A 23,600-nucleotide genomic window follows, 5' to 3' on the forward strand; every position below is an offset into this window, starting at 1 on the left:
TAACCTCGCCGCATGTCCAGCACTTCTCAGCCCCTGGTGGCCTTCCGCCGGGTGGGGCGCACCTTTGAGTCCGTCGAGGCGCTCGCCCCTACCGACCTCAGCGTCTCCCGGGGGGAGCTCGTATCGATCATCGGCCCGTCCGGCTGCGGCAAGTCGACGCTCCTGCGGCTGGCGTCGGGCCTGGACAAGGCGACCTCGGGCGACATCCAGTTCGCCACCGACAGCGTCGGCTACGTCTTCCAGGACGCCACGCTGATGCCGTGGCGGACGGTACGCCGCAACGTCGGGCTGCTGGCCGAGCTCCAGGGCATGAGCAAGGCCGGCATCCGCACGGCGGTCGACCGGGCGCTGGCGACCGTCGGACTCACCGACTTCGCCGACCACCTCCCTCACCAGCTCTCCGGGGGCATGCGGATGCGGGCCAGCGTGGCCCGCTCGCTGGTGCTCGACCCCGAGGTATTCCTCTTCGACGAGCCCTTCGGCGCCCTCGACGAGATCACCCGCGGCCGACTCAACCTGGTCCTGATGGACCTCTTCCTCGACCGCTCGTTCGCGGGGCTCTTCGTGACCCACTCGGTCGAGGAGGCAGTCTTCCTGTCCACCCGGGTGGTCGTGATGTCGGCTCGGCCCGGCCGGATCGTCGAGGAGTTCCACGTGCCCTTCGAGTTCCCCCGATCCCTCGACCTGCGCTACACGCTGGAGTTCGCCGAGCTCGCCGGCAAGGTCGCCAAGTGCCTGGAGGCGGCCTCGTGAACCGCTTGGTCAAGAAGGTTCTCGTCGCGGTCGTGCCGCCGCTGGCCGTCTTCGCGCTGATGCTCGGGATCTGGTACTTCGTCAGCTACCAGGTGCTGGCCGAGGACGAGAAGTTCCTGCTGCCGCCGCCGCACGACGTGCTCACCGAGGGCTTCCTCGACTCCGAGATCCGCGCCGACATGCTCGATGCCCTGTGGGTCACCGCCCAGGCGGCGCTCATCGGTCTGGCGATCTCGGTCGGCATCGGGCTCCTCCTGGCCGTCGCGATGGTCCAGGCCCGCTGGATCGAGCGGTCCCTCTATCCCTACGCGATCCTGCTGCAGACCGTCCCGATCCTCGCGATCGTGCCGGTGATCGGCTTCTGGTTCGGCTTCGAGATGTTCGCCCGGGTCGTGGTCTGCGTGATCATCAGCCTCTTCCCGCTCATCATCAACCCGCTTCAGGGCATGCTCGGCGCCGACCGCGGCCTGCACGACCTCTTCACCCTCGGCGGGTCCGACTCCTTCACCCGCCTGGTGAAGCTCCAGTTCCCGTCCGCCCTGCCCGACGTCTTCGTCGGCCTGCAGACCGCGGCCGGCCTCGCCGTCGTGGGGGCGACCGTGGGCGACTTCTTCTTCGGTCGCGGGGAGACCGGGCTGGGCCTGCTCCTCCAGCGCTACAGCTCGCGGCTCCAGTCCGCCGAGATGCTCGCCACCGTCATCGTCGCCTGCCTGCTGGGCATCGCGGCCTTCTGCATCTTCGGCGCACTCGGACGCCGGATCGTCGGAAAGTGGTCCCCCGCGTGGGGGGCCCGCTGACGGCGCTCGACCGACAGTCCCGCCCCATCCGCTCGCACACCACCTCGAAGGAACCCACCATGACAACTTCAGGCATCCGACGGTCCCTGGCCGTCGGCTCCACCCTCCTCGTCGGCTCCCTGGTCCTGACCGCCTGCGGCTCGGACGAGGAGCCGACCGCCACCACCACCGGTGAGGGAGTCCTCGCCGAGGTCTGCCCCGAGACCGTGGTGATCCAGGCCGACTGGGAGCCCGAGGCAGAGCACGGCGGCATCTACAAGCTCATCGGCGACGACTACACGATCGACGCCGACGCCAAGTCGGTCACCGGCCCGCTCATCGTCGACGGCGAGGACAGCGGCGTGAACATCGAGATCCGCATCGGCGGCACCTCCGTCGGCTTCCAGTCCGCCCAGTCCCTGATCTATCAGGACCGCGACATCATGTTCGGCTACGGCCGCGTGGGCGAGTACATGGCCACGCAGGCCGATACCCCGGTCATCGGCGTCCTGGCCTCGATGGCGATCAGCCCGTACGCCGTCTACTGGGACGAGGAGACCTACCCCGAGGTCGAGACGATCGCGGACCTCAAGGACACGGGCGCCCCCATCTCGGTCGGCTCGTCCGAGGACGTCTGGGTCGACTACCTCGTCGGCACCGGGGTCATCGACGAGGACCAGGTCGACCGCAGCGACCAGAACAAGCCGGCCGCGTTCGTGAGCGCGAAGGGCGAGCTCGCCGAGGCGGGCTTCCTCACGGCCGAGCCCTTCATGTACGAGGAGGAGATCCCGGAGTGGGGCAAGCCCGTCAAGGGCCAGCTGATCCACGACACCGGCTTCCCCGAGTACTTCCAGGCGCTCACCGTCAGCACGGCGACGTACGAGAAGGAGGCCGACTGCCTCAAGGAGATCGTGCCGATCATGCAGCAGGCGCAGGTCGACTACATCAACGATGCGACGGCGACCAACGAGCTGGTCGTGGAGCTCGTCAAGGAGTACGACACCGGGTGGGTCTACAGCCTGGAGGGCGGCGAGTACGCCCACAAGACGGGCGTCGAGCTGGGGGTGCTCGGTGACAGCGAGGACGGCGTCATGGGCACGTTCGACCTCGAGCGGGTCCAGACCCTGATCGACATCGTCGACGAGTACGGCAAGGGCGACGTCTCCGACGCCACGCCCGAGACGCTGGTGACCAACGAGTTCATCGACACCTCGATCAGCGCCGGGTGAGCGCCTCGTGACCACCCACCTCACGACGGAGTCCCGCGCGGCCGACCAGGCCGCGCGGGGCTCCGCCCCCCACGCCACCCCCCTGACCACCCCCCTGGCCGCCTCCCTGGCCGCGCTGCTCCCCGAGGCCCGCCTGGCCGGCTCGCGTCGCAAGATCCGCGCGCCGTTCGAGCTCGACCCGACGCTCTGCCTCTACTCGCCGCAGACCAACGTGGAGGCCCTGGACCACCCCCGGGTCGCCTCGTGGCTGCGCTACATCCAGGAGGAGTGGACGCCGAGCGCCGTGCCGGGCACGCACTCGCGGATCGCTCTGCTGCTGCCCTGCACCAAGATGAAGCCCTACTTCACCAGCCGCGAGCATCGGGGCGTCAACGCCGCCCTCCTGGGCGCCGGGTGGCGCCCGAGCAGGGCGTACGACGGCCCGGCCGAGCTCGCCTCCGCGCTCGCCGCCGACGAGTCACCCGACCTGCTGGCCAACGCGCCGCTGGTGCGTGACGGGGTCGTGCTCGACCGGTTCGTGATCTCCGAGCCGCTGGCGCTGGTCCCCTACGAGCACACGATGTACCTCCCCGACGCCCTCGGCGGGGGCCCTTCGCCGGCCGTCTCGTACGACGACCCCGGGCTGTTCGAGGGGCGCGGCACCTCCGTGTCACCCGAGCACCCGACCTTCAGCGCGGTGCCGCGCGGTGACGGCGCCTTCGCGTGGGGCCCGGCCGAGCGGGCGGCGTACGCCGCGATGCACCAGGCGATGGTCGAGGCTCTCACCACGACCCTGACCCGACTGACGCCGTCGTACGACGGCGTCCTCGCGTGGGTCTCCCCCGGGCTCACCCACCGCAGCTTCCTGCTCGGCGTGCTCGACGAGGCACCCACGGGCGAGCTGAGCCTCGAGGTGCTGCCGACGCCGGCGCAGAAGACGCTCGCCCAGGAGCGACTGGCAGAGCGGCTCGCGAGCGAGGGCCGGCCGGCGGGCGCCGCCTCGGTGCGCTCGGTCTTCGCCCGCGGCGACGGCCACGACACGCCTCTCGGCCTGCCCGAGCTCGCCGCCACCCTCGTCACGCGCCTGGACGAGCTCACCCGGTGACCACAACGATCTGGGCGCCCGGGACCGGACAGGTCCTCGGCGACATCACCGCACTGCCGCTCGCGGGCGTAGCGGGCATCGTCGGCGCGGCGCGCGCGGCCGCGGGCGACTGGGCGGGGGCGGCGCCCCACCAGCGCGCCGAGCCGCTCGTCGCGGCGGCCGACGAGCTGGCCCTGCGCGTCGACGAGCTGGCCGGCCAGCACGCCCGCGAGTCGGGCAAGGTGCTCGCCCAGGCACACCACGAGGTCCTCGGCGCGATCGCCCTGCTGCGCCGCAACGCCGAGCTCGGCCGCACCGCGGCCGGTGAGCTGGCGGCGACCGGCTGCCTCCCGGGCGGCGAGCGCGACATCACCATGATCGAGCGGGTGCCGCTCGGCGTCGTGGTCGCGGTGATCCCCTTCAACTTCCCGGTCGAGCTGACCATGGAGAAGGCGGCGGCCGCACTGGCGGCCGGCAATGTCGCGATCGTCAAGCTCCCCCCGCAGAACCCCCTCACGACCGCCGCCGTGCTCGACGTGCTGGAGCGCCACCTCCCGACCGGGGTCCTCCAGCAGGTGTACGCCGATACCGAGACCTCCGCGGCGCTCTGCGCCGCACCCGGGGTGGACGCGGTGTCCCTGACCGGGTCCGTCGGCGCCGGGGTGGCGGTGGCCCGAGCGACCGCGGGCGTCCTGCGCCCCCTGCACCTCGAGCTCGGCGGCAACGGCGCCGCGATCGTGCGGGCCGACGCCGACCTCGACCACGTCGTCACCGAGTGCCTGCGGGGCCGGCTGCTCATGAACGGCCAGGCCTGCGCGGCCACCAAGCGCGTCGTCGCCCACCGCAGCGTCGCGGCCGACCTGACCGAGCGCCTGGTCGCCGCGCTGAGCGACGTGGCCCCCACCGACCCGCTGTCGCCGGGAGCCCGCCTGGGGCCGCTCATCGACGCGGGCGCGGCCGCACGGGTGGAGGAGCAGGTGCAGCGCGCGATCGCCGACGGCGCCACGCGTGCGCTCGGCGCTCCCCCGGACGGCGCCTGGTTCGCTCCGACCGTCCTCGCCGACGTGCCCGCCGAGGCGGCGGTGCTCCACGACGACGAGATCTTCGGGCCGGTGCTGCCCGTGACGGCCTACGACGACGACTCCGAGGCGCTCGCGCTCGCCAACGCCACCCGCCTGCGGCTGACCGCCGCCGTCTTCTCCGCCGACCTGCCGACCGCGCTGGCCATGGCGGAACGGCTCGACTTCGGCGGCGTCGTCGTCAACGGCACCAACAACTACCGCCCTCCGATCGTGCCGTTCGGAGGAGTCGACCTCGCCGGCGCCGGGCGCGAGGGCCTCGGCTGGACCTTCCAGGAGCTCACCCGCACCCGCTTCATCGCGCTGCGCGGTGTCCGCCCCGCCGGCATCGTCCCGATCCCGAAGGGAGCATCATGACCACCACCACCAGCGAGGACTACCGCGACCGCTTCGTGGAGCGGCTCTCGCAGAACATGCCGGGTCGCAAGGACTTCCAGGTGGCGTCGGCGTCCGGGTGCACCCTCACCGACGACCAGGGCCGCACCTACCTCGACATGACCTCGGGGATCGGCGTCGCCAACGTCGGCCACTGCCATCCGCGCGTCGTCGCCGCGGTGCAGGAGCAGGTGGCGCGCTACGCGCACGTCAACGTCTACGGGCGGTTCGTGGTGCCCGAGCAGGTCGAGATGGTCGACCGCCTGGTCGCCGCCGCAGGTCCCGGCTTCGACATGGCCTACCTGCTCTCGACCGGCGCCGAGGCCAACGAGTGCGCCCTCAAGCTCGCTCGCAAGGTGACCGGCCGCCCGAAGTTCGTCGCCATGGAGCGGGCCTACCACGGGCGCAGCTTCGGCGCGCTGTCGGTGTCGTGGCGCGAGGAGTGGCGCACGCCGTTCGAGCCGCTGCTGCCGGAGGTCGAGTTCGTGCCCTTCGACGACCTCGCGGCCGCGGCCGCCGCCATCGACGACCGGACGGCCGCCGTGATCGTCGAGCCGATCCAGGGCGAGGGAGGCATCCGGGTGCCGTCCGACGGCTTCCTGCCCGGGCTGCGCTCACTCTGCGACGACGCGGGGGCACTGCTGATCGCCGATGAGGTGCAGGGCGGGATGGGTCGCTCCGGTCGGTGGTTCGCCCACCAGCACTGGGATGTGCGGCCCGACATCGTCACCTGCGCGAAGGCGACCGGTGGCGGGCTTCCGCTCGCCGCGGTGCTCGCGCGGGCCGAGCTGTTCGCCACGTTCGTCGACCCGCCGCTCTCGCACCTGACGACGATGGGCGGCAACCCGGTCGCCTGCGCGGCCGGCATCGCGGCGTACGACGTCATCGTCGACGAGGGGCTGCTCGACAACGCGACCGACGTCGGCGCCTACCTGCGCGACGAGCTGAGCACGATGATGACCGACTTCCCCGGCCTGCTCGTCGACGTGCGCGGCAAGGGGCTCTGGTGCGCGCTGGAGGTCTCGGTCGACGCCAACCCGCTCGTCACCCGGATGCAGGAGCTGGGCGTGCTCACGGGTTCGGTGCTCAACCAGTCCGGGACGGTTCGGATCATGCCGCCGCTGGTGATCACGCGGGCCGAGGTCGACGTCTTCCTCGAGGCGCTGCGCACCACGTTGACGGAGATCGCATGACCACCTTCCTGGTGCGGGGGCGTCACGTCCTCACGATGGCCGGGCTCGCCCCGGTCGGCGAGCGCGAGCGGACGCCCGGCGCCCACCTCGAGGGCGTCGTCGGCGACGGCGCCGTGCTCGTGCGCGACGGCGAGATCATCGAGGTCGCGGCGTACGACGCCTTGCGGGCCGCGCACCCCGGCGTGCCCGTGCACGGTGACGGCACCGGGCTGGTCCTGCCGGGCCTGATCTCGACCCACACCCACCTCTCGGAGGCGCTCGGGACCGGCATGGGCTCCGAGCTCTCGCTCTTCGAGTGGGGCGAGGAGATCGTCGGGCCCCTGGGCCTCGTGCTCACCCGCGAGGACGCCGCCGAGGGCACGGCGCTGCGCGCCGTCGAGATGCTGCTCTCGGGGGTCACGACCGTCAACGACATGTTCTGCCACGGCCACCTGAGGTCGCGCGCCTCCCTCGGGGTCGTCGACGGGCTCACGCGGGCCGGCATGCGCGGCGTGGTCTCCTACGGAGCCGAGGACCTGCCGCTGGGCGCCCTGGTCGACCTGGAGCCCACCGAGATCATCGACGACATCCTCGCCGAGCAGGTCGACCTCGCGGCGCACGTCGCGACCGCGCCGCTGATCGACTTCCGGTACGGCGTCGGCACGATGCTCGGCCAGAGCGACGACCTGCTCGCCGGCGGGGTCGAGCTCTGCCGCGAGCACGGCTGGGCGGCGCACACCCACCTCGCCGAGGTCCGCGAGGAGCTCACCGCGAGCCGCTCCCGCTGGGGACACCGCACCGTCGACCACGCGCTGAGGATCGGGCTCTTCGAGCGGCCGCTGATCGCCGGACACGGGGTCTGGCTGACCGAGTCCGACATCGCGACGTTCGCCCGGCACGACGTGGCGATCGCGCACAACCCGGTCGCCAACATGATCCTGGCCTCCGGGGTCTGCCCGGTGCCGCGGCTGCGCGCCGCCGGCGTCGTGGTCGGCATCGGCACCGACGGCGCCGCCTCCAACGACAGCCAGGACATGCTCCAGGCGGTCAAGGCAGCCGCGCTGCTGCAGAAGCTGCACCATCTCGACGCCCTGGTCATCGACGCGCTGGATGTGCTCACCATGGCCACGATCGACGGTGCCCGGGCCCTCGGCATCGACCACCTGGTCGGCTCGCTCGAGACCGGCAAGCGCGCCGACATCGTCCTGCTCCAGGACACCGTGGACGTCTCGGTGCTCCACGACCCCGTGTCCCAGCTGGTCTACGGCGCGTCGCCGCGCTCGGTGCGCGACGTGTGGGTCGACGGCGTGCAGGTCGTCTCCGACCACCGCTGCGCGAGCGTCGACGAGACGGCGCAGATCGTGCGCTGCCGGCCGCTGATGGAGCGCATCGCGCGCGCGTCCGGTCTCGCCGCCACCGGTCACTCGGTGCTGGCATGAGCCGGTCGGTCATCGTCGTCGGCGGCGGTCACAACGGGCTCGTCGCCGCCGTACGGCTGGCGCGCGCGGGCTGCCGGGTCACCGTCCTCGAGCAGGGTGTCGAGCCCGGCGGCTGCGTCTGGACCGAGACCCATCCCTCGGGCGTCGTCGTCGAGCGGGGGGCTTGGGAGCATGCCGGCGTGCTCGACGTCGCCCGCGAGCTCGAGCTGGACGTCGACTACGTCGAGCACCCGGTCGCCGCCGGCTTCCACTTCGCCGACGGTACGCAGCGGGTCTTCCACACCGACCTGGAGCACACCGTGCGCGAGCTCGGCGCCGACGGGCCGGCGTACCGCCGCCTGGTCGACCTCGCCGACACGCTCTTCGGGCTGCTCGACACCTTCGCCACCCCACCTACGCCGGCCGAGGTCGCGGCCGCTCTCGCGGCGGTGCCGGGCGGCGACGCGCTCTTCCGCACCATGGTGCAGTCCGCGGAGACGGTGATCGAGGCGACCTTGACCGACCCCTTCGCCCGCGCCGCACTGGCCCTCCAGGCCTCGCACGCTCAGGTGCCCGCGTGGGCGCCGGGCACCGGTCTCTTCGCGTTCCTGCTGCCGCTCGCCCACGGCGGCCCGTCGGTGCGCCCGCTCGGCGGCTCGCGAGCGCTGGTCGACGGCCTGGTCGCCGCGCTCGAGGCGGCCGGCGGGACGGTGCGCACGTCCGCCCCGGTCGTACGCCTCTCGACGCACCGGCGCCGCGGCGCCGCCTTCGGTGGCGGTCTCGACGAGTCCGGCGGGGGCGGGGGCGGCGAGGTCGAGCTCGCCGACGGCACCGTGCTTGCCGCCGACGTCGTCGTCTCGACGCTCGGGCTGCCCCGCACCGGCTCGCTGCTGACGGATCCGGCACCGGCGCTGAGGGCGGCGGCGAGCGACCTGCACAGCGGCCACTTCAACGTCTCCGAGCTCACCGCCACGGTCGTCTCCTCGGCGCCGGTCCCACTCCCGTGGGACGACACGGACGCGATCTGGTACGCCGTCGCCGAGCCGGGCGACGTACGTCGCGGCTTCGGCGAGATCCTCGCCGGCCAGCTGCCCACCTCGCCGTGGTCCATGGTGGGCGGGGTCCGGCAGCCCGCCGGGGTGGCCGGCGCCGCCACGTGGCTGAGCTCCGTCGTCCCCCTCGACCCCGCCGACGGGCCGTGGACGGCCGAGCGGGAGCGCCTCGCCGGCGAGCGACTGGTCGACCACGTCTCCTCGGTGCTCGGCGTCGACCTGCGTGCCGGGCTGGTCGACCTGGTCGTCTCGGGACCGGCGACCTGGGCCGGCCGGGTCGGCGGAGACGGCAGTCCCAACCACCTCGACAACACCCTCGACCAGCTGCTCGGCTGGCGCGTACCGGGCCACGCGGACCTGCGCACCGAGCTGCCCTGGCTCTTCCTCGCCGGCGCCGGCTCACACCCCGGCGGCGGGCTGTCGGGCGCCTCCGGCTCGGCGGTCGCGACCACCGTGCTTTCCGGTGCCGCGACGCCGCCTCGAGCCGAGCGACTGCGCGCCGAGGTGCGCGGACTGGTCCGCGGCTTCCAGGCCTACCGCTCCCTGAGAAAGGGCATCCGATGAGCGACGTGTTCAAGGTGATCGACCTCGTCACGGGCTACCAGCCCGCTGCCGCGCTCGTCGCGGCCGGGCGGCTGGGCGTCTATGACTGCCTCGTCGACGGGCCGCTGTCCGCGTCGGCGGTCTCCGACGCCATCTCCGCCGACGCCGGCGCCACGCGCGCCCTCCTCGATGCGCTCGTCGGGGTCGAGCTGCTGACGGCGGACGGCTCCCGCTACGCCCTCACCTCCGCGGCCCGCCGGCTCGCCTCCGACGGCGACCTGCGTCTGGTCGCGGAGAAGGAGGCGTACTTCGCGCGGGTCTGGCTCTCGCTGGAGGACTCGGTGCGCACCGGAGTCCCGCAGCTCGCGCCCTGGGCTACCCGGCTCGCCACGGACCCCGAGCAGGCCCGGTCCTTCCTCGAGGCGCTCGTCGTCCTCGCCGAGACCACCGGCCCCGACCTCACGAGCCTCATCCCCACCGGCTCCCGCGTCGCCGACCTCGGCGGCGGTCTCGGTGCGTACGCCGCCCCGCTCGCCGCCGCGGGGCACACCGTCACGCTCGTGGACCTCCCCCCGGTCGCCGCCTGGGCGGCGTCGGTGCTGCCCGCCTCGGTCTCGGTCACCGCCGTCGACCTGCTCTCACCCGGCGCGGCCTCGACGGTCGGCACCGCGTCGTACGACGTCGCGCTGCTCTCGCACCTGCTCCACGACCTCACCGACGACGACGGTGCCACGGTCCTTCGCGTCGCCCACGAGGTCCTCGCCCCCGGCGGCCGGGTCGTCGTCTTCGAGCTCCCCGGCGACCCCCCCGGCGCCTTCGGCCCCCTCTTCGACCTGATGATGCACGTCGAGACCCCGGGCCGCGCCCGCCGGCTCTCCGAGCTGGTCGCGCTGGTCGAGCAGGCGGGATTCAGCAACGTGCACGTCTCCGCGAAGCACCCGCTGCCGCACGGCGTCGTAGTCGGGACACGCTGACAGGCCTTCCGCCCAGATCGAGCTATGTGTGGCCGTCCCTCACCTAGCGTGTCCCCATGACGTCGAATCAGTGGGCGCGAATCCGTGACGGCGTCATCGGAACCTTCCAGCCGTTGCTCGCCGAGGGACTCGAACCGGCGAACGGCACCATCCGGCTCAACGATGAGCACGCTGAGGTCACCTTCATGGCCAGCGGTGATCACCTCGACGACGATCTCTTACCCCAGGCTTGCCGTGCCGTCTTCGGGGAAACTCAGGCGGGCGACGTCCTAATGCTGTCGATTGCGCAGCGAAGTGGTTCGTGGGGCGGCCTCTGCACAGCGAGATACCGATCTCGGTGCCTGGTGCTTGATCCACCTGCGCAGGACATCGACGACGACACCGTTGTTGCCGTTCAGCTTCACTATTACGGCCTGTCCAGTTGGTCAGGTGAGCGAAGGCTGAACGAAGAACCGATCATCGAAGACGGCAAGGTCGTCGGATGGACGGCGCAACTGCGATGGGACGCCGGCACCACTGTTCCACTCGGTGATGGATACACGCTGAGGTTCTCCTCCGGACATACGGTCACCGGCCCCTACGATCGCCGGACCCTCACCGCACCCCTCGTCATCACGATCGAGTCCGAGGAGCGACGGCCGATTGGCGAGCACCTTGTTCGGCTGGACGCGGTCCATGCCCTCCTAGCCGTAGCGCACAAGGAGACGCCGCTAGCTTCAAGTGGAGGCGTGCGATTCGCACACACACAAGATGTTTATTGCTCGTTGTGGGAGCGAACGATGATCGGGCTTGGCCCGCCTGGCGACCTCACCCACGAGTTCCCGCACCTCGGGCTCGACAACATTGGAGGGATTCGGGGAGTTGCTAGCTGGGTTCGCCTCGTGCTCGAAGACCGTCGCGCGGTCGAGCCCTTAGTTCGGCACGCCCTTTCCTCAATTCAGACGCCTGAGTCGCGCATCCTGTCGACGGCCGCGGCTATGGAGTACTGGGTAGCCAGCAACGCCCGCTCGGCGCCTTGGGCGAAGAGGAAGACCGGGGAGGACCTACCCAGTGCTTTGACTCGGCACGTCGACTCCGCTTGGAACTCCTGGATCGGAGACTCAGATCAGTGGGTCAAGAACTTCTGGAAGGCCTATCTCGACCTGAAGCACTTCCGACCCAACACCCCGGATCCGAGTACGGTCCATGCTCTGGAGGTTTCAGGGAGGTGGCTCCTCACAGCCACCCTCCTCGATCACTGCCTGGGATCTCCAGACGCCAGCCGTCACCTCTTCTCGAAGGGGCTCGGATCCCTCGGACGGAACGTTCGCGAGGAGCTATGGGGACACTAGATCCGGAGCCGGCCCCGAATCGGACGATTCTCAGACTCGGAGTCGGACGGGATACGCCGCCTGCTTACGTGTAGCGAAGCGGAATCGACCATGCCATCGCCATTCGTCGCGGCATCTCAGGGATACGCGTACCAGTAGAACTCAGACCCACTGCTCAGGTGGCTTGATCGCGTTCCACGCTGTCGTGCTCAGCTCGTCGGCAAGCGCTTGAAGGTCGTGAGCGATCTGGTCGAGTTCGGCCATCGTCCAGTCGCGGGTCTCTTCTCGATTTCGGTACCAGCGTTGGCCAGTCACGTGACCTGGCTTCGTCGAGTTCTTCCTAATCCACGTCGAGTGCACAACGCGATCTCGAAGCTTCATGGTCTTACTGATTCGGGACAGCAAGTCACGGAGCGCAACCTCGTGCCCATCGTGGATTACCACCCCACGGGCAAGCACCTGCTTGATCATCTTGATCAGGGCCGAGTACCACTGGCCCTGGGTCGCAGTGAGGTCGTCAGTGTCGGCTAACTCCATGTAAGCAATCTCCAACTGGTACTCCAGCCAGGTCGAACGGTGGCAGATAGCGCCGACTCTGCGATGAGTCTCGTCCAGCCAGTCCGTGCCCACGAGGTCGACGGTACCGCTGGGTCTGACACTCGGCCGCCATGCGCGTGGTAACGCAGCCTCCGCGCGCCCGCGTCCTACCACCGCGAGCCGCACACACTCTTCTGCCGAGAGTCGGGTAACGGCATGAGGAACTTTTCGGTGGCGGGCCGTTAGCCTGCCGTCGTGGATCTCCGCTCGGTGCGCGACGCCTACTCGTCGAAATCGCAGCAGTACGTCGACCTGTTCGACGGGGACTGGGACGCGGACAAGGCCGACGCGACGTTCATCCGGCGGCACCTCGCCGGTAGCGAAGGCCCCGTGCTCGACCTCGGCTGCGGACCCGGGCACTGGACTGCCGATCTGCACCAGCGCGGCGTCCAAGTCACCGGCATTGACGTGGTGCCGGAGTTCATCAGCCATGCTCGCGCCAACCATCCCGGCCCGGAATTCCGACTGGACTCAATGACCGACCTGAACCTAGCGGCCAACTCCATAGCAGGCATCCTCAGTTGGTACTCAACGATCCACGTTCCCCCGGCAGACCTGGACGGCGTGCTCGCCGAGTTCCGCCGCCTCCTTGCCCCGTCCGGCACGCTGGTCCTCGGGTTCTTTGACAGTGACGACGAGGTCGCCTCGTTCGACCACGCTGTCCACACCGCGTACCGCTGGCCGTGTGACCTGATGGTGCGACGCGTTACCGAGGCTGGATTCGCCGAGGTGGAGCGCCTACAACGGGAGTTCGCGGAGCGCCCGGGTCGGAAGTACGCCGCCGTCGCCGCGCGGGCAGTTTGAAACCGGACGAACGTCGCCGCGAAGTGCTACTTCGCCAACGGAGTGATGCCCATGCCACCCTGCGGGCCCGCCCGCTCATGCCGCGATCCGCGCGCTGTCATGCCGAGATCAGGGCGGTTGGAAATAGTGCGGTGGATTGCACGTACCAGGCGCGTGCGATCAACCGCGCTCTTTCGTGATCCGCCCGGACACGCCGCGGTCCGCGCGCGTTGGACGTGCCCCTTCCCACCGCTAACGCAGCACCTACGCGCCCAGCACCCACCGCCCCGGGGCGACCTGGCGGAAGGCGGGGCGGGGTGAGGCGAGGAGGGGTGGCGAGGTCGACCGGTACTCGTGGCCAGTCGGGGTGGTGATGTCGACGGCGTGGCGGTCGGGGCCGGGGCGGGGCTGGTGGTGCCAGCCGGGCGACTCCTTGGTGTAGTTGCACGACTCGCAGAGGCCCTGGCCGTCGGCGGCGGAGGTGGGGCCGCCGGAGGCGGCGCGGACCACGTGGTCGGTGTGGCGGATCGGGGCGTTGCACCAGGGCCTGCGGCACCACTGGTCGCGCAACCGGACGAACGAGGCGAGCGCTCGGGGGAAGACCCGACGGCGCGAGTCCATCGCGACGAGCTCGCCGGTGCCGGGCCGGGCGTAGAGGCGGCGGACCCAGGTGCGCTGGTGGGCGTCGAGGTTGCGGAGCACGAGCTCGCGGGCGAGGTCGGCGGGGATCGGTCCGTGGTCGACGAGGCCGGCCGGGTCATGGGCGCCGGCGAGGAGCGTCCGGTCGCTCATGACGACCCCGATCGCGACCGGGACGACCGGGCGCCCGGCGTCGTCGGCCGCGCACCCGGTGACGCGGGCGACGAGCGCATCGGCCATCACCTGCCCGCGGCCGCGCGGGTCGCCGGCGGCCCGGGCCCGGTCGGCCTCGGCGCAGAGGGCGGCGTACGCCGCGACGCCGTCGGCGACGGGCAGCAGCGCCGTCAGGTAGACCATCGTGTCGGGCGCGGGCCGGATGGTGACGCCGCGCCCGGACTCGGCCCGGCGGCGGCGCTCGGCCACGGAGGCCGGGTCGAGGCGGGCGGCCAGCGAGCGCAGCCGGCCGAGCACCTCGCGGTCCGAGCACGCCTCGAAGGCGTCGGGGTCGGCGGCGATCGCGCGGTCAACCTCGGCCCGATCCTCGAGGGAGAGGCAGGCGGTCTCGCGCGCGACGTTCATGACCCGCCACTCGGTGACGCGGCCGGCACGGAACGCCGCCATGGTGTGCGGCAGCTCGCCGGCGACCAGCGCGAGCCCGAGGTGCTGACGGCCGCGGTGCGGCGACTCGCGCCGCGCGAGCGCGACCTCGGCCGCGACGCTGCGCGGGTCGTCGCGGCTCTCCGCATAGGCCGTGGTCAGTCGCTGCTGCCGCGCCTGGGCGGCACAGACCAGCGTCTCGAGCGCGCGGATCTCGTCGACCTGATCGACGGGGTCGTCCGCGAGCGGAGCCTCCGCGAGCACGCCGGCGAGCCCCACCACAACGGTGGAGTCGATAGGATCGTTGACCTCGAACATGTGTTCGATTATACGCGACGGCGGCCGGCCCGGCAAGTGCGTGTGGACTGTGCGCTGCGACGTCTAAAGCTGCAGGTCGGCCAGCGCCCGGAACTTGCGGTCCTGGTAGACCAACGGCGCCTTGACGCGGCGGGCCACCTGCTCGACGTGGACGACCAGCAGCAGGTGGTCGCCGAGCACGGGCCGCTGGGCAACGCGGCCGACGAGGACGCCCATCGCGTCGATGATGACCGGGGCGGCCGGGAAGTCCGGGTCGAGGTCGACGTGGTCGAACTTGTCGTCGCCCTTGCCCGCGAAGACCACCGCGGCCTCGCTGTGGTGGTCGGCGAGGAGGTTGATGGCGACCCGGTCGGCCCGGAGGAAGTGGTCGTAGGAGCGCGAGGTGGCGCCGACGAGGACGCCGACGAGCGGGGGCTCGACGGAGATGTTGACGAAGCTGCTGGCGGTGAAGCCGACCGGTCCGTCGCTGGTGTGGGCGGCGACGATCGTCACCGGCGCGGGCACCCGGGCGATCGTACGGCGCAGCTCGTCGGCGTCCACGCGGTGCACGAGCTCCACCTCGAGCCGGTCGTCGGTGGTCACGGCAGCAGCCGCTCGTCGGGCCAGGGCTCAGCGCGCAGGGCGGCGAGGGCCGGGGCGGCGCGGTCGACGTCGCGGGCCGCGGCGGCGCGGGCGGGTGCGGCCTGGTCGTGCCAGGCGGCGCACAGCTCGCGGAAGCGCTCCTCCGCGGCGGCCACGTCGAGGCCGGGGAACCCGCGGTCGCGGTAGACCCAGCGCCCGGCGACCATCACGTCAGTGACGTCCGCTGCCCGGGCCGCGGTGAGCACCTGGTTGGCGAGGTCGTTGGGTGGCAGGAACGCACGGGCCCCGAGGTCCAGGACCGCGAGGTCGGCGGCGTACCCGGGCGCGATCCGCCCGACGTCATCCCACCCGCAGGCGGCGGCACCACCGGCGGTCGCCGCCGTCAGCACCTCCTCCACCGTCAGCCACGAGGAGGCCGGCCGCGTCGACGTCCGCGACATCAGCGCGGTGAGCCGGGCGGCGTCGAGGACGTCGAGGGCGTCCGCGGAGTTCGCCCCGTCGGTGCCGACGGCGAGCGTCACCCCGGCCTCGAGCAGGGCGCGGGTGTCGGCGGTGCCGGAGCCCAGCCGCAGGTTGGAGCCCGGTACGGCGACCGCGACCGAGCCGGTCGCGCCGAGCAGTCCCCGGTCCTCGGCGGAGAGCCAGATCGCGTGCGCCGCCGTCAGCCGCGGCCCGAGGACCCCCTGCCGGGCGAGCTCGGAGGTGATGGACCGCCCGAAGCGGGCCGCACCGCTGAGTGCCTGGGGCTTGGACTCCGCCAGGTGCGTGTGCACCCGGAGGTCGTGCTCGTCGGCGAGCGCCAGGAGCCCCGCGACCAGCTCGGGCGTGCAGTGGGCGAGGATCGTGGGCGCGACCGCGGGAGCCACGAGCGGTGGGAAGGACTGCGCCGCGAACTCGCGACACCGGGCCACGACCGTCTCGGCCCGTACGCCGCCGGTGGGAACCCCGCAGCACCCGCCGATCGCCGGCACCGCCTCGTGCACGGAGCGGTCCGCCACCATCGGCGCGAGGACGACGCGCAGCCCGGCGCGGGCGTAGCCGCGGACGGCGGCCGCGAGCCCGGCGAGGTCGGGTCCGCCGGCCTGGGCCATCAGGTCGAAGGCGCCGGTCGCGCCGGAGGCGATCATCTCCGTGGCGGCCAGCAGCGCACACAGCTCGGCGAGCTCCTCGCTGCGCGCGCCGGACATCCAGCCGCCGTTGAGCAGCGAGTCCTCGAGGGTCCAGGTGCGAGACGCGCCCCGCGCCGGGAGGGTGTGTGAGTGGGTATGGGCGTTGACCAGGCCGGGCATGACGAGCCGGCCCTCGAGCGAGACCCGCGCGGCGTCGAGGCGCTCGGCGCCCTCGAGCCGGCCGACCTCGACGACGCAGCCGTCCTCGACGAGCACGTCGGCGACGCTGGGCACCCAGGCCGGTCCGGTCAGCACGACGCCACCGGTCAGCAGCGTCCTCACGGCGCGTGCTCCTCGCGCCAGTGCCGGGCGACCGCTGCGCGCGTCGTGACCCACACGTCCTCGTGGGCCACGACGTGGTCGAGGAAGCGCGCCAGACCGGCCGCGCGGGCCGGATGGCCGGTCAGCCGCGGGTGCACCGAGACGACGAGCATTCCCCCGCCCTCGGCGTACAGCACGTCGAAGGCGTCGCGTAGGTAGACGAATGCGTCCTCCGAGGTCGACCACCAGCCCTTGGCGTACTTGTTGTCGTTGTTGGAGAACGTGTGCGGGATGACGAGGTGGCGCTGTCCGGCGACCGCGACCCAGTACGGCAGCTCGTCGTCGTAGGCGTCGGAGTCGTAGGCGAGCCCGTGCTCGACCAGCAGCCGCCGGGTCTGCGCCGAGGGGGCGTAGCGGCAGTACCAGCCCTCGGGCGGGGCTCCCCACGACCGGGTCAGCGACGCCACCGCGGCCGTGATCGCGGCGCGCTCCTCGTCGACGTCCATCAGGTAGTGCTTGTCGAAGCCGAGCCCGTGCGCCATGAGGTCCCATCCCGCGCTCCGGGCCGCGGGCGCGATGAGGGGGTTGGCCTCGAGCGCGAGCGCGCAGGCGGACAGGGTGGCGGGCAGGCCACGCTCGGTGAGCAGCCGGTGCACGCGCCAGAAGCCGACCCGGCTGCCGTAGTCCATCATCGACTCGGCCGCGAGGTCGCGGCCCGGCACGTCGCCCCCCGCGGCGCCGGCGTCGGTCAGCGGCCACTCCCCCCGCTCGGCGCCCTCCTCGACGCTGACCGCGATGTTGACGGCGAGGCGCGCCCCCTCCGGCCACCGCGGGTCGGGGCGGTCGCGGCCGTAGCCGACCAGGTCCCGCTCAGCGCCCACCATCCGGCCTCCCCAGGTCGGTGAGCTCGGCGAGGTCGTAGCGGGTGTAGTCCTCGAGGAACGCGGCACCGTCCTCGAGGAAGAGCGAGCGGGAGAGGGCGTCGGCGAGGCGGCGGCCCCCGGCGCCGAGCCCGGAGTTCATGTTGCCGTTGAGCCCCATCGACACGCGCGCGCCGTAGGTGAAGTCGTGGACCCGGCTCAACCACGGGGCAGAGCCGGGCGTGCGCTCGGTGAAGCCGAAGTCACCGTCGAGGTAGGGGTAGCCGGCGGTGGCCTGGTCCTCCCAGCCCGCCGGTGGCGTGAAGCGGTCGGCCCAGGTCGCGGCGTACGGCGCCACGTCGCGCAGCTCGGGCCGCGCGGCCAGGTCGACGTTGGGACCGGTGGCGCTGATCACCGCGTCGAACCGGAACTCTCCCGCCCCCGTCGCCACCACGATCTCGCCGGTCCCGGGGTCGCCGTCGACCTCGACGGACTTCCAGTCGGCCGAGGTGTGCCAGGCGAAGGAGTCCCACCCCGTGCAGCGGTGCCAGCTGGCCTGCGGCGGTGGCTGGTTCATGCGCTGGAAGTGCACGGAGTAGCGCCACTTGTCCTCGTCGGGCAGGTCGGGGAAGTGCGCGCCGAAGGCGTAGAACTCCATCCACCGGAACAGGTTCACGCGCGGCACCTCGGGGCGGCGGTAGAAGAGGTCGACGCTGGCGGCGCCGTGCTCGAGTGCCGCGCCTGCGTAGTCGAACGCCGAGGCGCCGCCGCCGAGCACGCCGACCCGCTGGCCGGCGAACCGCGCGAAGTCGAGCCGCTCGCCGGTGTGCGCGTAGCGGTGGGGCGCCAGCGCGTCGCGGACCATCCGGGGCACGGTCCACTCGCCGTTGCCGGCGAGGCCGCTCGCGAGCACGACCCGCCGCGCGAGCCGCACGCCTTCGCTGGTCTCCACCTCGAGCAGGTCGCCGGCGGGCCGGATGCCCGTGACGCTCACGCCGTTGTGCACCCGGGGCTCGGTCACCTTGCGGAACCAGTCCAGGTAGGCCTGCCAGTGGTGCTTGGGGATGAAGCGCAGGTCCTCCCAGGCGGCGTCGCCGTGCGCGGCGCGGTACCACGCCTCCGGGGTCAGTGACGGCAGCCCCTGGTCGGGACCGGTGAGGGTCTTGGGGGTCCGCAGCGTGTGCATGGCGGCGTACGTCGTCCACGGGCCCTCGCTGCCGGCGGGCGCGGCGTCGAGCAGGAGGACGTTGGTGACGGCGCGCCGCTTGAGGGCGAAGGCCACCGTGAGCCCCGCCTGGCCGGCGCCGACGATGAGCACGTCGAGCACGTGCTCGCCGTCCCGGGTGCGCGGGCGGACCCACTCGGGTCGCGGGTAGGCGGTGAGCTCGAGGTCGCGGCGGACCCGCTCCTCGAGTGTGTCGAGCGCAGTCATCGGTCTCCTTGTAGAAGGGTGTCGAGCCAGCGGGCCCCGCCGAGCAGCGCCGCGTCACCGCCGGCGAAACCGAGCAGCTGGACGCCCTGCGGCAGCCCGTCGACGGTGAGCCAGGGCGCCGAGAGCGCCGGCACGCCGAGCAGCGAGGCGGTCGCGGGCATCCGCCGACAGCCGGTGGTGGCGTGGCCGGACGGGGCGGGGTTGGTGGTGGACAGGGTCAGCACGAGGTCGACCGTCGGGGTGAGATCGGCCCAGGCCGCCTGCAGCTCGGCGCGATGCCGCAGCGCGGCGGCGAGCCCCTCCGGCCCGATCGCGTCGGCGTGGGCGACCATCTCCCTCAGCCGGGGGTCGGGCTCGCCGGCCGCGACGTAGGTGCGCAGCAGCGCCGCCGACTCCCCCGCGAACAGGTCGAAGCAGGCCTGGCCGGACCCCACGACCGCGGCGTCGAACGCCGCGAGCCCCGGGTCGGCGTCCACGATCTCGACCCCGAGCCCGCGCATCCGGGAGACGAGCCCGGCGAGCGCCGCGCGGGTCTCGGGACGCGGGAGCCCGCCGTCGTCGAGCCTCAGCAGCCCGACTCGAGGCGGTGCCGGCGGACCCGGGACGACGCCCAGCACGTCCAGCACGGCGCTCAGGTCGGTCAGCGAGGAGGCCATCACGCCGAGGTCGTCGAGGGTGTCGGAGAGCAGGTGCATCCCGCCACGCGGCAGGGCGAGGTGGCTGGGCTTGAACCCCCACACGCCGCAGTACGACGCCGGCCGGATCGTCGAGGCCTGCGACTGGCTCGCCAGCGCGACCGGCACGAGGCCGGCCCCGACCGCAGCGGCCGACCCCGCCGAGCTGCCGCCCGGCGTGTGGCCGGGAGCGCGCGGGTTGTCGGTGGGCGTCGTGGTGCCGCAGGCGAAGGGTGTGCTGGTCGTGATCGCGGCGATGACGGCGCCGGCGGCCCGTAGGCGGGCGACGGCCTCCGCGTCGGTCCGGGGCACCCGGTCGGCGAAGAGTGCCGAGCCGAGCCCCACGGGCATCCCGGCGACGTCGATGATCTCCTTGACCACGACCGGCATCCCGGCGAGCGGCCCGTCCCCGTGCGACCGGTCGTCGGCGACGTGGGTGAAGGCGCGCAGGGTGGCGTCGGCGCTGCGCAGCGTCATGGGGCCGGCACCTGCGCGGCGTACCAGTCGTGGATCTGCGACGACGTCACCGCGGCGACGCCCACGGTCGAGGCGACGGCGGAGGCGATCCGCTCCAGCTCCCCGATGCGGTGCGGGACGCCCATGATGTGCGGGTGCAGCCCGATCGGCATGACCAGCGGGTTGCGGGCGGCCTCGTGGGTGTGCCGGTCGAGCGTGCGGAGCGCGCGGTCCTCGAGCGTGCCGTCGGGCTGGAGGCCCACCTGGTAGGTCGTGACGTCGTTCAGCGTGAGCGTGTAGGGCAGCCCGAGGATCGGCCCGTGGTCGGTGCCGAGCCAGACCGGGCGGTCGTCGACCATCCAGTCGTGGTTGAACTCCAGCCCGGCCGCTCGCATCAACGAGAGCGAGTCGTCGGTCTGGTTCATGCCCGGGCTGAGCCAGCCGCGAGGGCGCCCGAAGCGCGCCTCGATGCGCGTCAGCGCCTCCGCGATGACCGGCTCCTCGGCCTCGTACGACTGGATCGACTGCTGCCGTACGCCGTGGGCGACCACCTCCCAGCCGCGCGCCTCGACCAGGTCGGCGACCTGGGGGTAGTGATCGATGACGTCGGCGTTGAGCGCGACCGTGACCGCGCTGCCGAGCGGCGCGAGCGCCTCCGCGAGCCGCGGCAGCCCCGCGCGCAGGCCGTAGAGCACCCACGAGTGGTTGGCGACGTCCGGGACGACCGTGAGCCCGCCGGGTGCCGGCAGCGCTGCCCGCGGCATCGGCCGGTCGAGGGTCCAGTGCTCGAGGTTGACCACGACGTTCACGAGGACCGAGGCCCCGTCGAGCGGCTCCAACCGCTGTGCCTCGGAGGAGAGGGCGAACGGCGCCGGGGGCCTGCGCTCACTCATGCGATCTCCTGGGCGAGGGCCAGCAGCAGCTCGTCGTCGCCGGCCAGGCCGAGCAGGGAGGTGCCGATCGGCGCCGTCGTGCCGGCGGTCCGGTGCACCACGGTGCCGGTGGGCAGTGAGAGCTGGGGCACGCCGGCCAGGGAGGCCGGCACGACGAAAGCAAGGTTGCGGTCGCGGTAGGCGATCAGGTCGGCATGCGGCAGGTCGCGCAGCGGCGCCGCGTCCACCGTGGTCGGCAGCACGGCGAGCCCGTCGTCGAGCAGCGCCGTCAGTCGCTCCACCAGCAGCACCTGCTGGGCCTCGGCGGCGCGCACCTCGGCGTCGGTGACGTCCGCGGCCGCGAGGATGCGCTCGCGGATGCCCTCCCCGAGCTCGGGCTCGTCGCGCAGCACCCACTCCCCGTTGCTCTCCCAGACCTGGCGGCTCATCAGCGGCCAGAAGACGGGTAGCAGCTCGGAGGGCAGGGGGGAGACGAGCAGCGGCTCCTCCACCAGGGGCAGGCCGAGGCGGTCGGCCCAGGCCGCCGCCACCTGCCGTACGTGGGCGGCCACGTCGGGAGTCGCCAGGTCGAGCAGGTCGGTGAGCAGCACCAGGCGGCGCACGTCATCGCGTCCCCGCCCCGCCGCGTCGTGGGCGAGCACCCCGAACGCCGCCGCCACCGGGCCGAGCGTGCGCGCGAGCAGGCTGACGGTGTCGAAGCGCGGCGCCATCGGACGGACCCCGGCGGTGTCGATGCGCCCGTGCGTCGGCCGGAGCCCGACCAGCCCGCAGAACGACGCGGGCGAGCGGATCGACCCGCCCGTGTCGGTGCCGAGCCCCAGGTCGGCGTCGCCGGCGGCGACGGCGCTCGCCGATCCGCTCGAGGACCCTCCGGGCACCCGGTCGGGCGCGGCGGGGTTCTCCGGCGTGCCGAAGTGGCTGTTGACGCCGAACATGCCCATCGCGAGCTCGTCGGTCGCGCTCTTGCCGACGACACTCGCGCCGGCGCCGAGCACCCTGGCGACGGCGGCGGCGTGCCGGGTCGCCGGGGCTGCCGCCGCCAGGGTGGGGTTGCCGGCCGCGGTGACCCGACCGGCCACGTCGTAGAGGTCCTTGACGACGACCCGCACGTCGTCCAGCGGCCCGTGGGACGTGGGCCGCAGGCGCACGTCGCCGTCAGGTGCGAGTGCCCCGGTCACAGCCCGTAGGTCCCCAGGAAGTCGCCGACGAGAGCCTCGGTCTCGGCGAAGGGGTAGAAGCGGTGCGCCTGGGCCCGGACGACGGCCGCGTTGCCGGAGTAGAAGCGCTCGTACTGGACGTGGCGCCCCGCGAACTCCGAGCCGACGAGGTCCCACGCGAGCTTGAAGAGCTTCACCCTCTCCCGGACCGGCAGGTGGTCGGAGCCCATGACGACGTCCATCCCCTCGGCCGCGACCGGGTCCTCGAAGTCGCGCACGGAGGACGGCACCTGGATCACGCCACCACCGGCGAGCTCGCCGAGCAGCTTCACCGCTCGGGGGTAGACCTCGGTCTGCATGCCGAGGGCCGCGTAGAGGTACTTGCCGGCCGGTCGGAGCACGCCGTGCTCATCGGGCTCGGCGAAGGCGTGCGCCGACTCCGTGAGGGCCTCGCAGACGGTCTGGATCATGGAGATCTCGGCGAGCTGGCCCTTGATGGCCATGTCGGTGTCGCGCCCGTTGGCCTTGGCGACCAGGCTCGCGACGCCCGTGAGGAAGCGCAGCTTCGCCGTGAGCCGGACGATCGACTGGAGGTTGCCGATCTGGTGCGCGGCGGTGCCGAAGAACTGGCTGTTGACCACCTGCACGCTGCCCGCGGCGAACACCGACTCCCACGGCACCAGGACCCGGTCGAAGACCACCATCGCGTCGGTCTCGTCGTAGCGGTTGGAGAGCGGGTAGTCGAAGACCTCGCCCGCGGTGGCGTAGGGCCTGCGGCAGAGCAGCCGTAGGCCCGGCGTCCCGATGGGCACGACGAAGGACAGCGCCCGCGCCGTCTCCTCGGGCGCGAGCGGCCGGATGCTCGTCACGAAGATCGCGTCGGCCACGGCCGCGCCGGTGCCGAGCATCTGGGCGCCGTCGACCACGATGCCCAGGTCGTTCTCCTCGACCAGGACGACCGGCCGCACCCGGCTGGTCGGGTCGTTGGGGTTCTGCTGCGGCGGCACGATCGAGTTCGTCACCCACAGCCCTTCGGCCGCCGCCTTGTCGTGGTAGGCGAGGACGCTCTTGCCGAGCTGGTGGGTGTCGGTGTCGAAGAGCTCAGGGCGCGAGGAGAAGCCGGCGAGCAGGCCGGAGACGTGGTCCGGCCCGCGGCCGATGAACCCGTGGGTCAGCCTGGACCACTCCTCCAGGGTGGCCTTGCGGCGCTCGTGCTGCTCCCGGGTCCGCGGCACCGTGAAGATCGCGAGCCGGCCCGTTTCGGGGTCGACGAGCGGCGAGCCGGGCAGGCACGAGGCGTCGTAGACGGCCGCCATGGTCTGCACGACCCCGGCGAACGCCGGGTGCTCGGCCACGTTGGCCACGAGCTCGCCGTCGACGTAGACGGACCGGCCGTCGTCGAGAGCGGCGGTGTAGTCGGCTCCGGTGCGCAAGGTGC

Annotated in this window: 21 protein-coding genes; 11 read left to right on the forward strand and 10 right to left on the reverse strand. The window is 72.5% G+C overall.

The genetic code is table 11. The features are described 5' to 3' along the window. The first annotated feature begins 12 nt into the window (after positions 1 to 12). From LQ940_RS18845 to LQ940_RS18890, 10 genes are read left to right on the forward strand one after another with little or no spacing between them, the layout of a single operon-like run. Positions 13 to 753, forward strand: coding sequence for an ABC transporter ATP-binding protein (locus LQ940_RS18845; protein WP_231241535.1), 741 nt, complete (start codon positions 13 to 15; stop codon positions 751 to 753). Further along, positions 750 to 1,550 (forward strand): ABC transporter permease, encoded by an 801-nt coding sequence (locus LQ940_RS18850; RefSeq protein ID WP_231241536.1) that lies wholly within the window; start codon positions 750 to 752, stop codon positions 1,548 to 1,550. The genes LQ940_RS18845 and LQ940_RS18850 overlap by 4 nt, the downstream gene beginning before the upstream one ends. 59 nt (positions 1,551 to 1,609) lie before the next feature. Then, the gene (locus LQ940_RS18855; RefSeq protein WP_231241537.1) at positions 1,610 to 2,758 is read left to right on the forward strand and encodes an ABC transporter substrate-binding protein; all 1,149 of its coding nucleotides are present in this window, start codon (positions 1,610 to 1,612) and stop codon (positions 2,756 to 2,758) included. 7 nt (positions 2,759 to 2,765) lie between these two features. After that, positions 2,766 to 3,842 carry a hypothetical protein gene (locus LQ940_RS18860; protein ID WP_231365049.1) on the forward strand — a complete coding sequence of 359 codons (1,077 nt, stop codon included), beginning with the start codon at positions 2,766 to 2,768 and terminating at the stop codon, positions 3,840 to 3,842. Next, positions 3,839 to 5,257, forward strand: coding sequence for an aldehyde dehydrogenase family protein (locus tag LQ940_RS18865; RefSeq protein WP_231241539.1), 1,419 nt, complete (start codon positions 3,839 to 3,841; stop codon positions 5,255 to 5,257). Before LQ940_RS18860 ends, LQ940_RS18865 begins: the two co-directional genes overlap by 4 nt. Next, entirely contained in the window at positions 5,254 to 6,468 is a 1,215-nt protein-coding gene (locus LQ940_RS18870; protein ID WP_231241540.1) for an aspartate aminotransferase family protein, read from the forward strand. The genes LQ940_RS18865 and LQ940_RS18870 overlap by 4 nt, the downstream gene beginning before the upstream one ends. Beyond that, on the forward strand, positions 6,465 to 7,886 hold the full coding sequence (locus LQ940_RS18875; protein WP_231241541.1) for an amidohydrolase family protein: 1,422 nt from the start codon (positions 6,465 to 6,467) through the stop codon (positions 7,884 to 7,886). The genes LQ940_RS18870 and LQ940_RS18875 overlap by 4 nt, the downstream gene beginning before the upstream one ends. Beyond that, positions 7,883 to 9,481: a phytoene desaturase family protein gene (locus LQ940_RS18880; RefSeq protein WP_231241542.1), complete on the forward strand. Its 1,599-nt coding sequence runs from the start codon at positions 7,883 to 7,885 to the stop codon at positions 9,479 to 9,481. Before LQ940_RS18875 ends, LQ940_RS18880 begins: the two co-directional genes overlap by 4 nt. Next, positions 9,478 to 10,434: an acetylserotonin O-methyltransferase gene (locus tag LQ940_RS18885; RefSeq protein ID WP_231241543.1), complete on the forward strand. Its 957-nt coding sequence runs from the start codon at positions 9,478 to 9,480 to the stop codon at positions 10,432 to 10,434. The genes LQ940_RS18880 and LQ940_RS18885 overlap by 4 nt, the downstream gene beginning before the upstream one ends. A 56-nt stretch (positions 10,435 to 10,490) precedes the next feature. After that, positions 10,491 to 11,765 carry a hypothetical protein gene (locus LQ940_RS18890; protein ID WP_231241544.1) on the forward strand — a complete coding sequence of 425 codons (1,275 nt, stop codon included), beginning with the start codon at positions 10,491 to 10,493 and terminating at the stop codon, positions 11,763 to 11,765. Positions 11,766 to 11,906: 141 nt separating this feature from the next. On the opposite strand, the gene LQ940_RS18895 is transcribed toward LQ940_RS18890, so the two are convergent. Beyond that, positions 11,907 to 12,374, reverse strand: a complete 468-nt coding sequence (locus LQ940_RS18895; protein ID WP_231241545.1) for a hypothetical protein — start codon at positions 12,372 to 12,374, stop codon at positions 11,907 to 11,909. A gap of 162 nt (positions 12,375 to 12,536) precedes the next feature. Here LQ940_RS18895 and LQ940_RS18900 point away from each other — a divergent pair, with 162 nt between their 5' ends. Continuing rightward, positions 12,537 to 13,145 carry a class I SAM-dependent methyltransferase gene (locus LQ940_RS18900; RefSeq protein ID WP_205293126.1) on the forward strand — a complete coding sequence of 203 codons (609 nt, stop codon included), beginning with the start codon at positions 12,537 to 12,539 and terminating at the stop codon, positions 13,143 to 13,145. 243 nt (positions 13,146 to 13,388) lie between these two features. Here LQ940_RS18900 and LQ940_RS18905 read toward each other — a convergent pair whose 3' ends face one another. The 9 genes from LQ940_RS18905 to LQ940_RS18945 all read right to left on the reverse strand — a co-directional run bounded on the left by LQ940_RS18905 (position 13,389) and on the right by LQ940_RS18945 (position 23,595). Next, positions 13,389 to 14,678 (reverse strand): HNH endonuclease, encoded by a 1,290-nt coding sequence (locus LQ940_RS18905; protein WP_231241546.1) that lies wholly within the window; start codon positions 14,676 to 14,678, stop codon positions 13,389 to 13,391. A 63-nt stretch (positions 14,679 to 14,741) separates the two neighbouring features. Further along, on the reverse strand, positions 14,742 to 15,260 hold the full coding sequence (locus LQ940_RS18910) for a flavin reductase family protein (RefSeq protein ID WP_231241547.1): 519 nt from the start codon (positions 15,258 to 15,260) through the stop codon (positions 14,742 to 14,744). Next, complete coding sequence (locus LQ940_RS18915) at positions 15,257 to 16,711, reverse strand: amidohydrolase family protein (RefSeq protein ID WP_231241548.1); 1,455 nt, start codon at positions 16,709 to 16,711, stop codon at positions 15,257 to 15,259. The genes LQ940_RS18910 and LQ940_RS18915 overlap by 4 nt, the downstream gene beginning before the upstream one ends. Next, on the reverse strand, positions 16,708 to 17,574 hold the full coding sequence (locus tag LQ940_RS18920; protein ID WP_231241549.1) for a hypothetical protein: 867 nt from the start codon (positions 17,572 to 17,574) through the stop codon (positions 16,708 to 16,710). Before LQ940_RS18920 ends, LQ940_RS18915 begins: the two co-directional genes overlap by 4 nt. Next, complete coding sequence (locus LQ940_RS18925; RefSeq protein ID WP_231241550.1) at positions 17,561 to 18,982, reverse strand: NAD(P)-binding domain-containing protein; 1,422 nt, start codon at positions 18,980 to 18,982, stop codon at positions 17,561 to 17,563. Before LQ940_RS18925 ends, LQ940_RS18920 begins: the two co-directional genes overlap by 14 nt. Next, on the reverse strand, positions 18,979 to 20,133 hold the full coding sequence (locus LQ940_RS18930; RefSeq protein WP_231241551.1) for an amidase family protein: 1,155 nt from the start codon (positions 20,131 to 20,133) through the stop codon (positions 18,979 to 18,981). Before LQ940_RS18930 ends, LQ940_RS18925 begins: the two co-directional genes overlap by 4 nt. Continuing rightward, positions 20,130 to 21,005, reverse strand: a complete 876-nt coding sequence (locus LQ940_RS18935; RefSeq protein WP_231241552.1) for a polysaccharide deacetylase family protein — start codon at positions 21,003 to 21,005, stop codon at positions 20,130 to 20,132. The genes LQ940_RS18930 and LQ940_RS18935 overlap by 4 nt, the downstream gene beginning before the upstream one ends. Further along, a complete protein-coding gene (locus tag LQ940_RS18940) occupies positions 21,002 to 22,183 on the reverse strand; it encodes an amidase family protein (protein ID WP_231241553.1) in 1,182 nt (393 codons plus the stop codon). The genes LQ940_RS18935 and LQ940_RS18940 overlap by 4 nt, the downstream gene beginning before the upstream one ends. Then, a complete protein-coding gene (locus LQ940_RS18945; RefSeq protein WP_231241554.1) occupies positions 22,180 to 23,595 on the reverse strand; it encodes a 4-hydroxyphenylacetate 3-hydroxylase family protein in 1,416 nt (471 codons plus the stop codon). The genes LQ940_RS18940 and LQ940_RS18945 overlap by 4 nt, the downstream gene beginning before the upstream one ends. Positions 23,596 to 23,600: the final 5 nt, after the last annotated feature.

It is taken from the genome of Nocardioides sp. cx-173, from assembly GCF_021117365.1.
Lineage (GTDB): Bacteria > Actinomycetota > Actinomycetes > Propionibacteriales > Nocardioidaceae > Nocardioides.

Bases quoted from the DNA above. Each gene is read 5' to 3' on its own strand.
- LQ940_RS18875 (WP_231241541.1), top strand. From the start codon at position 6,465: ATGACCACCTTCCTGGTGCGGGGGCGTCACGTCCTCACGATGGCCGGG.
- LQ940_RS18920 (WP_231241549.1), bottom strand. From the start codon at position 17,574: ATGGTGGGCGCTGAGCGGGACCTGGTCGGCTACGGCCGCGACCGCCCC.
- LQ940_RS18870 (WP_231241540.1), top strand. From the start codon at position 5,254: ATGACCACCACCACCAGCGAGGACTACCGCGACCGCTTCGTGGAGCGG.
- LQ940_RS18935 (WP_231241552.1), bottom strand. From the start codon at position 21,005: ATGAGTGAGCGCAGGCCCCCGGCGCCGTTCGCCCTCTCCTCCGAGGCA.
- LQ940_RS18930 (WP_231241551.1), bottom strand. From the start codon at position 20,133: ATGACGCTGCGCAGCGCCGACGCCACCCTGCGCGCCTTCACCCACGTC.
- LQ940_RS18885 (WP_231241543.1), top strand. From the start codon at position 9,478: ATGAGCGACGTGTTCAAGGTGATCGACCTCGTCACGGGCTACCAGCCC.
- LQ940_RS18905 (WP_231241546.1), bottom strand. From the start codon at position 14,678: ATGTTCGAGGTCAACGATCCTATCGACTCCACCGTTGTGGTGGGGCTC.
- LQ940_RS18890 (WP_231241544.1), top strand. From the start codon at position 10,491: ATGACGTCGAATCAGTGGGCGCGAATCCGTGACGGCGTCATCGGAACC.
- LQ940_RS18855 (WP_231241537.1), top strand. From the start codon at position 1,610: ATGACAACTTCAGGCATCCGACGGTCCCTGGCCGTCGGCTCCACCCTC.
- LQ940_RS18925 (WP_231241550.1), bottom strand. From the start codon at position 18,982: ATGACTGCGCTCGACACACTCGAGGAGCGGGTCCGCCGCGACCTCGAG.
- LQ940_RS18845 (WP_231241535.1), top strand. From the start codon at position 13: ATGTCCAGCACTTCTCAGCCCCTGGTGGCCTTCCGCCGGGTGGGGCGC.
- LQ940_RS18880 (WP_231241542.1), top strand. From the start codon at position 7,883: ATGAGCCGGTCGGTCATCGTCGTCGGCGGCGGTCACAACGGGCTCGTC.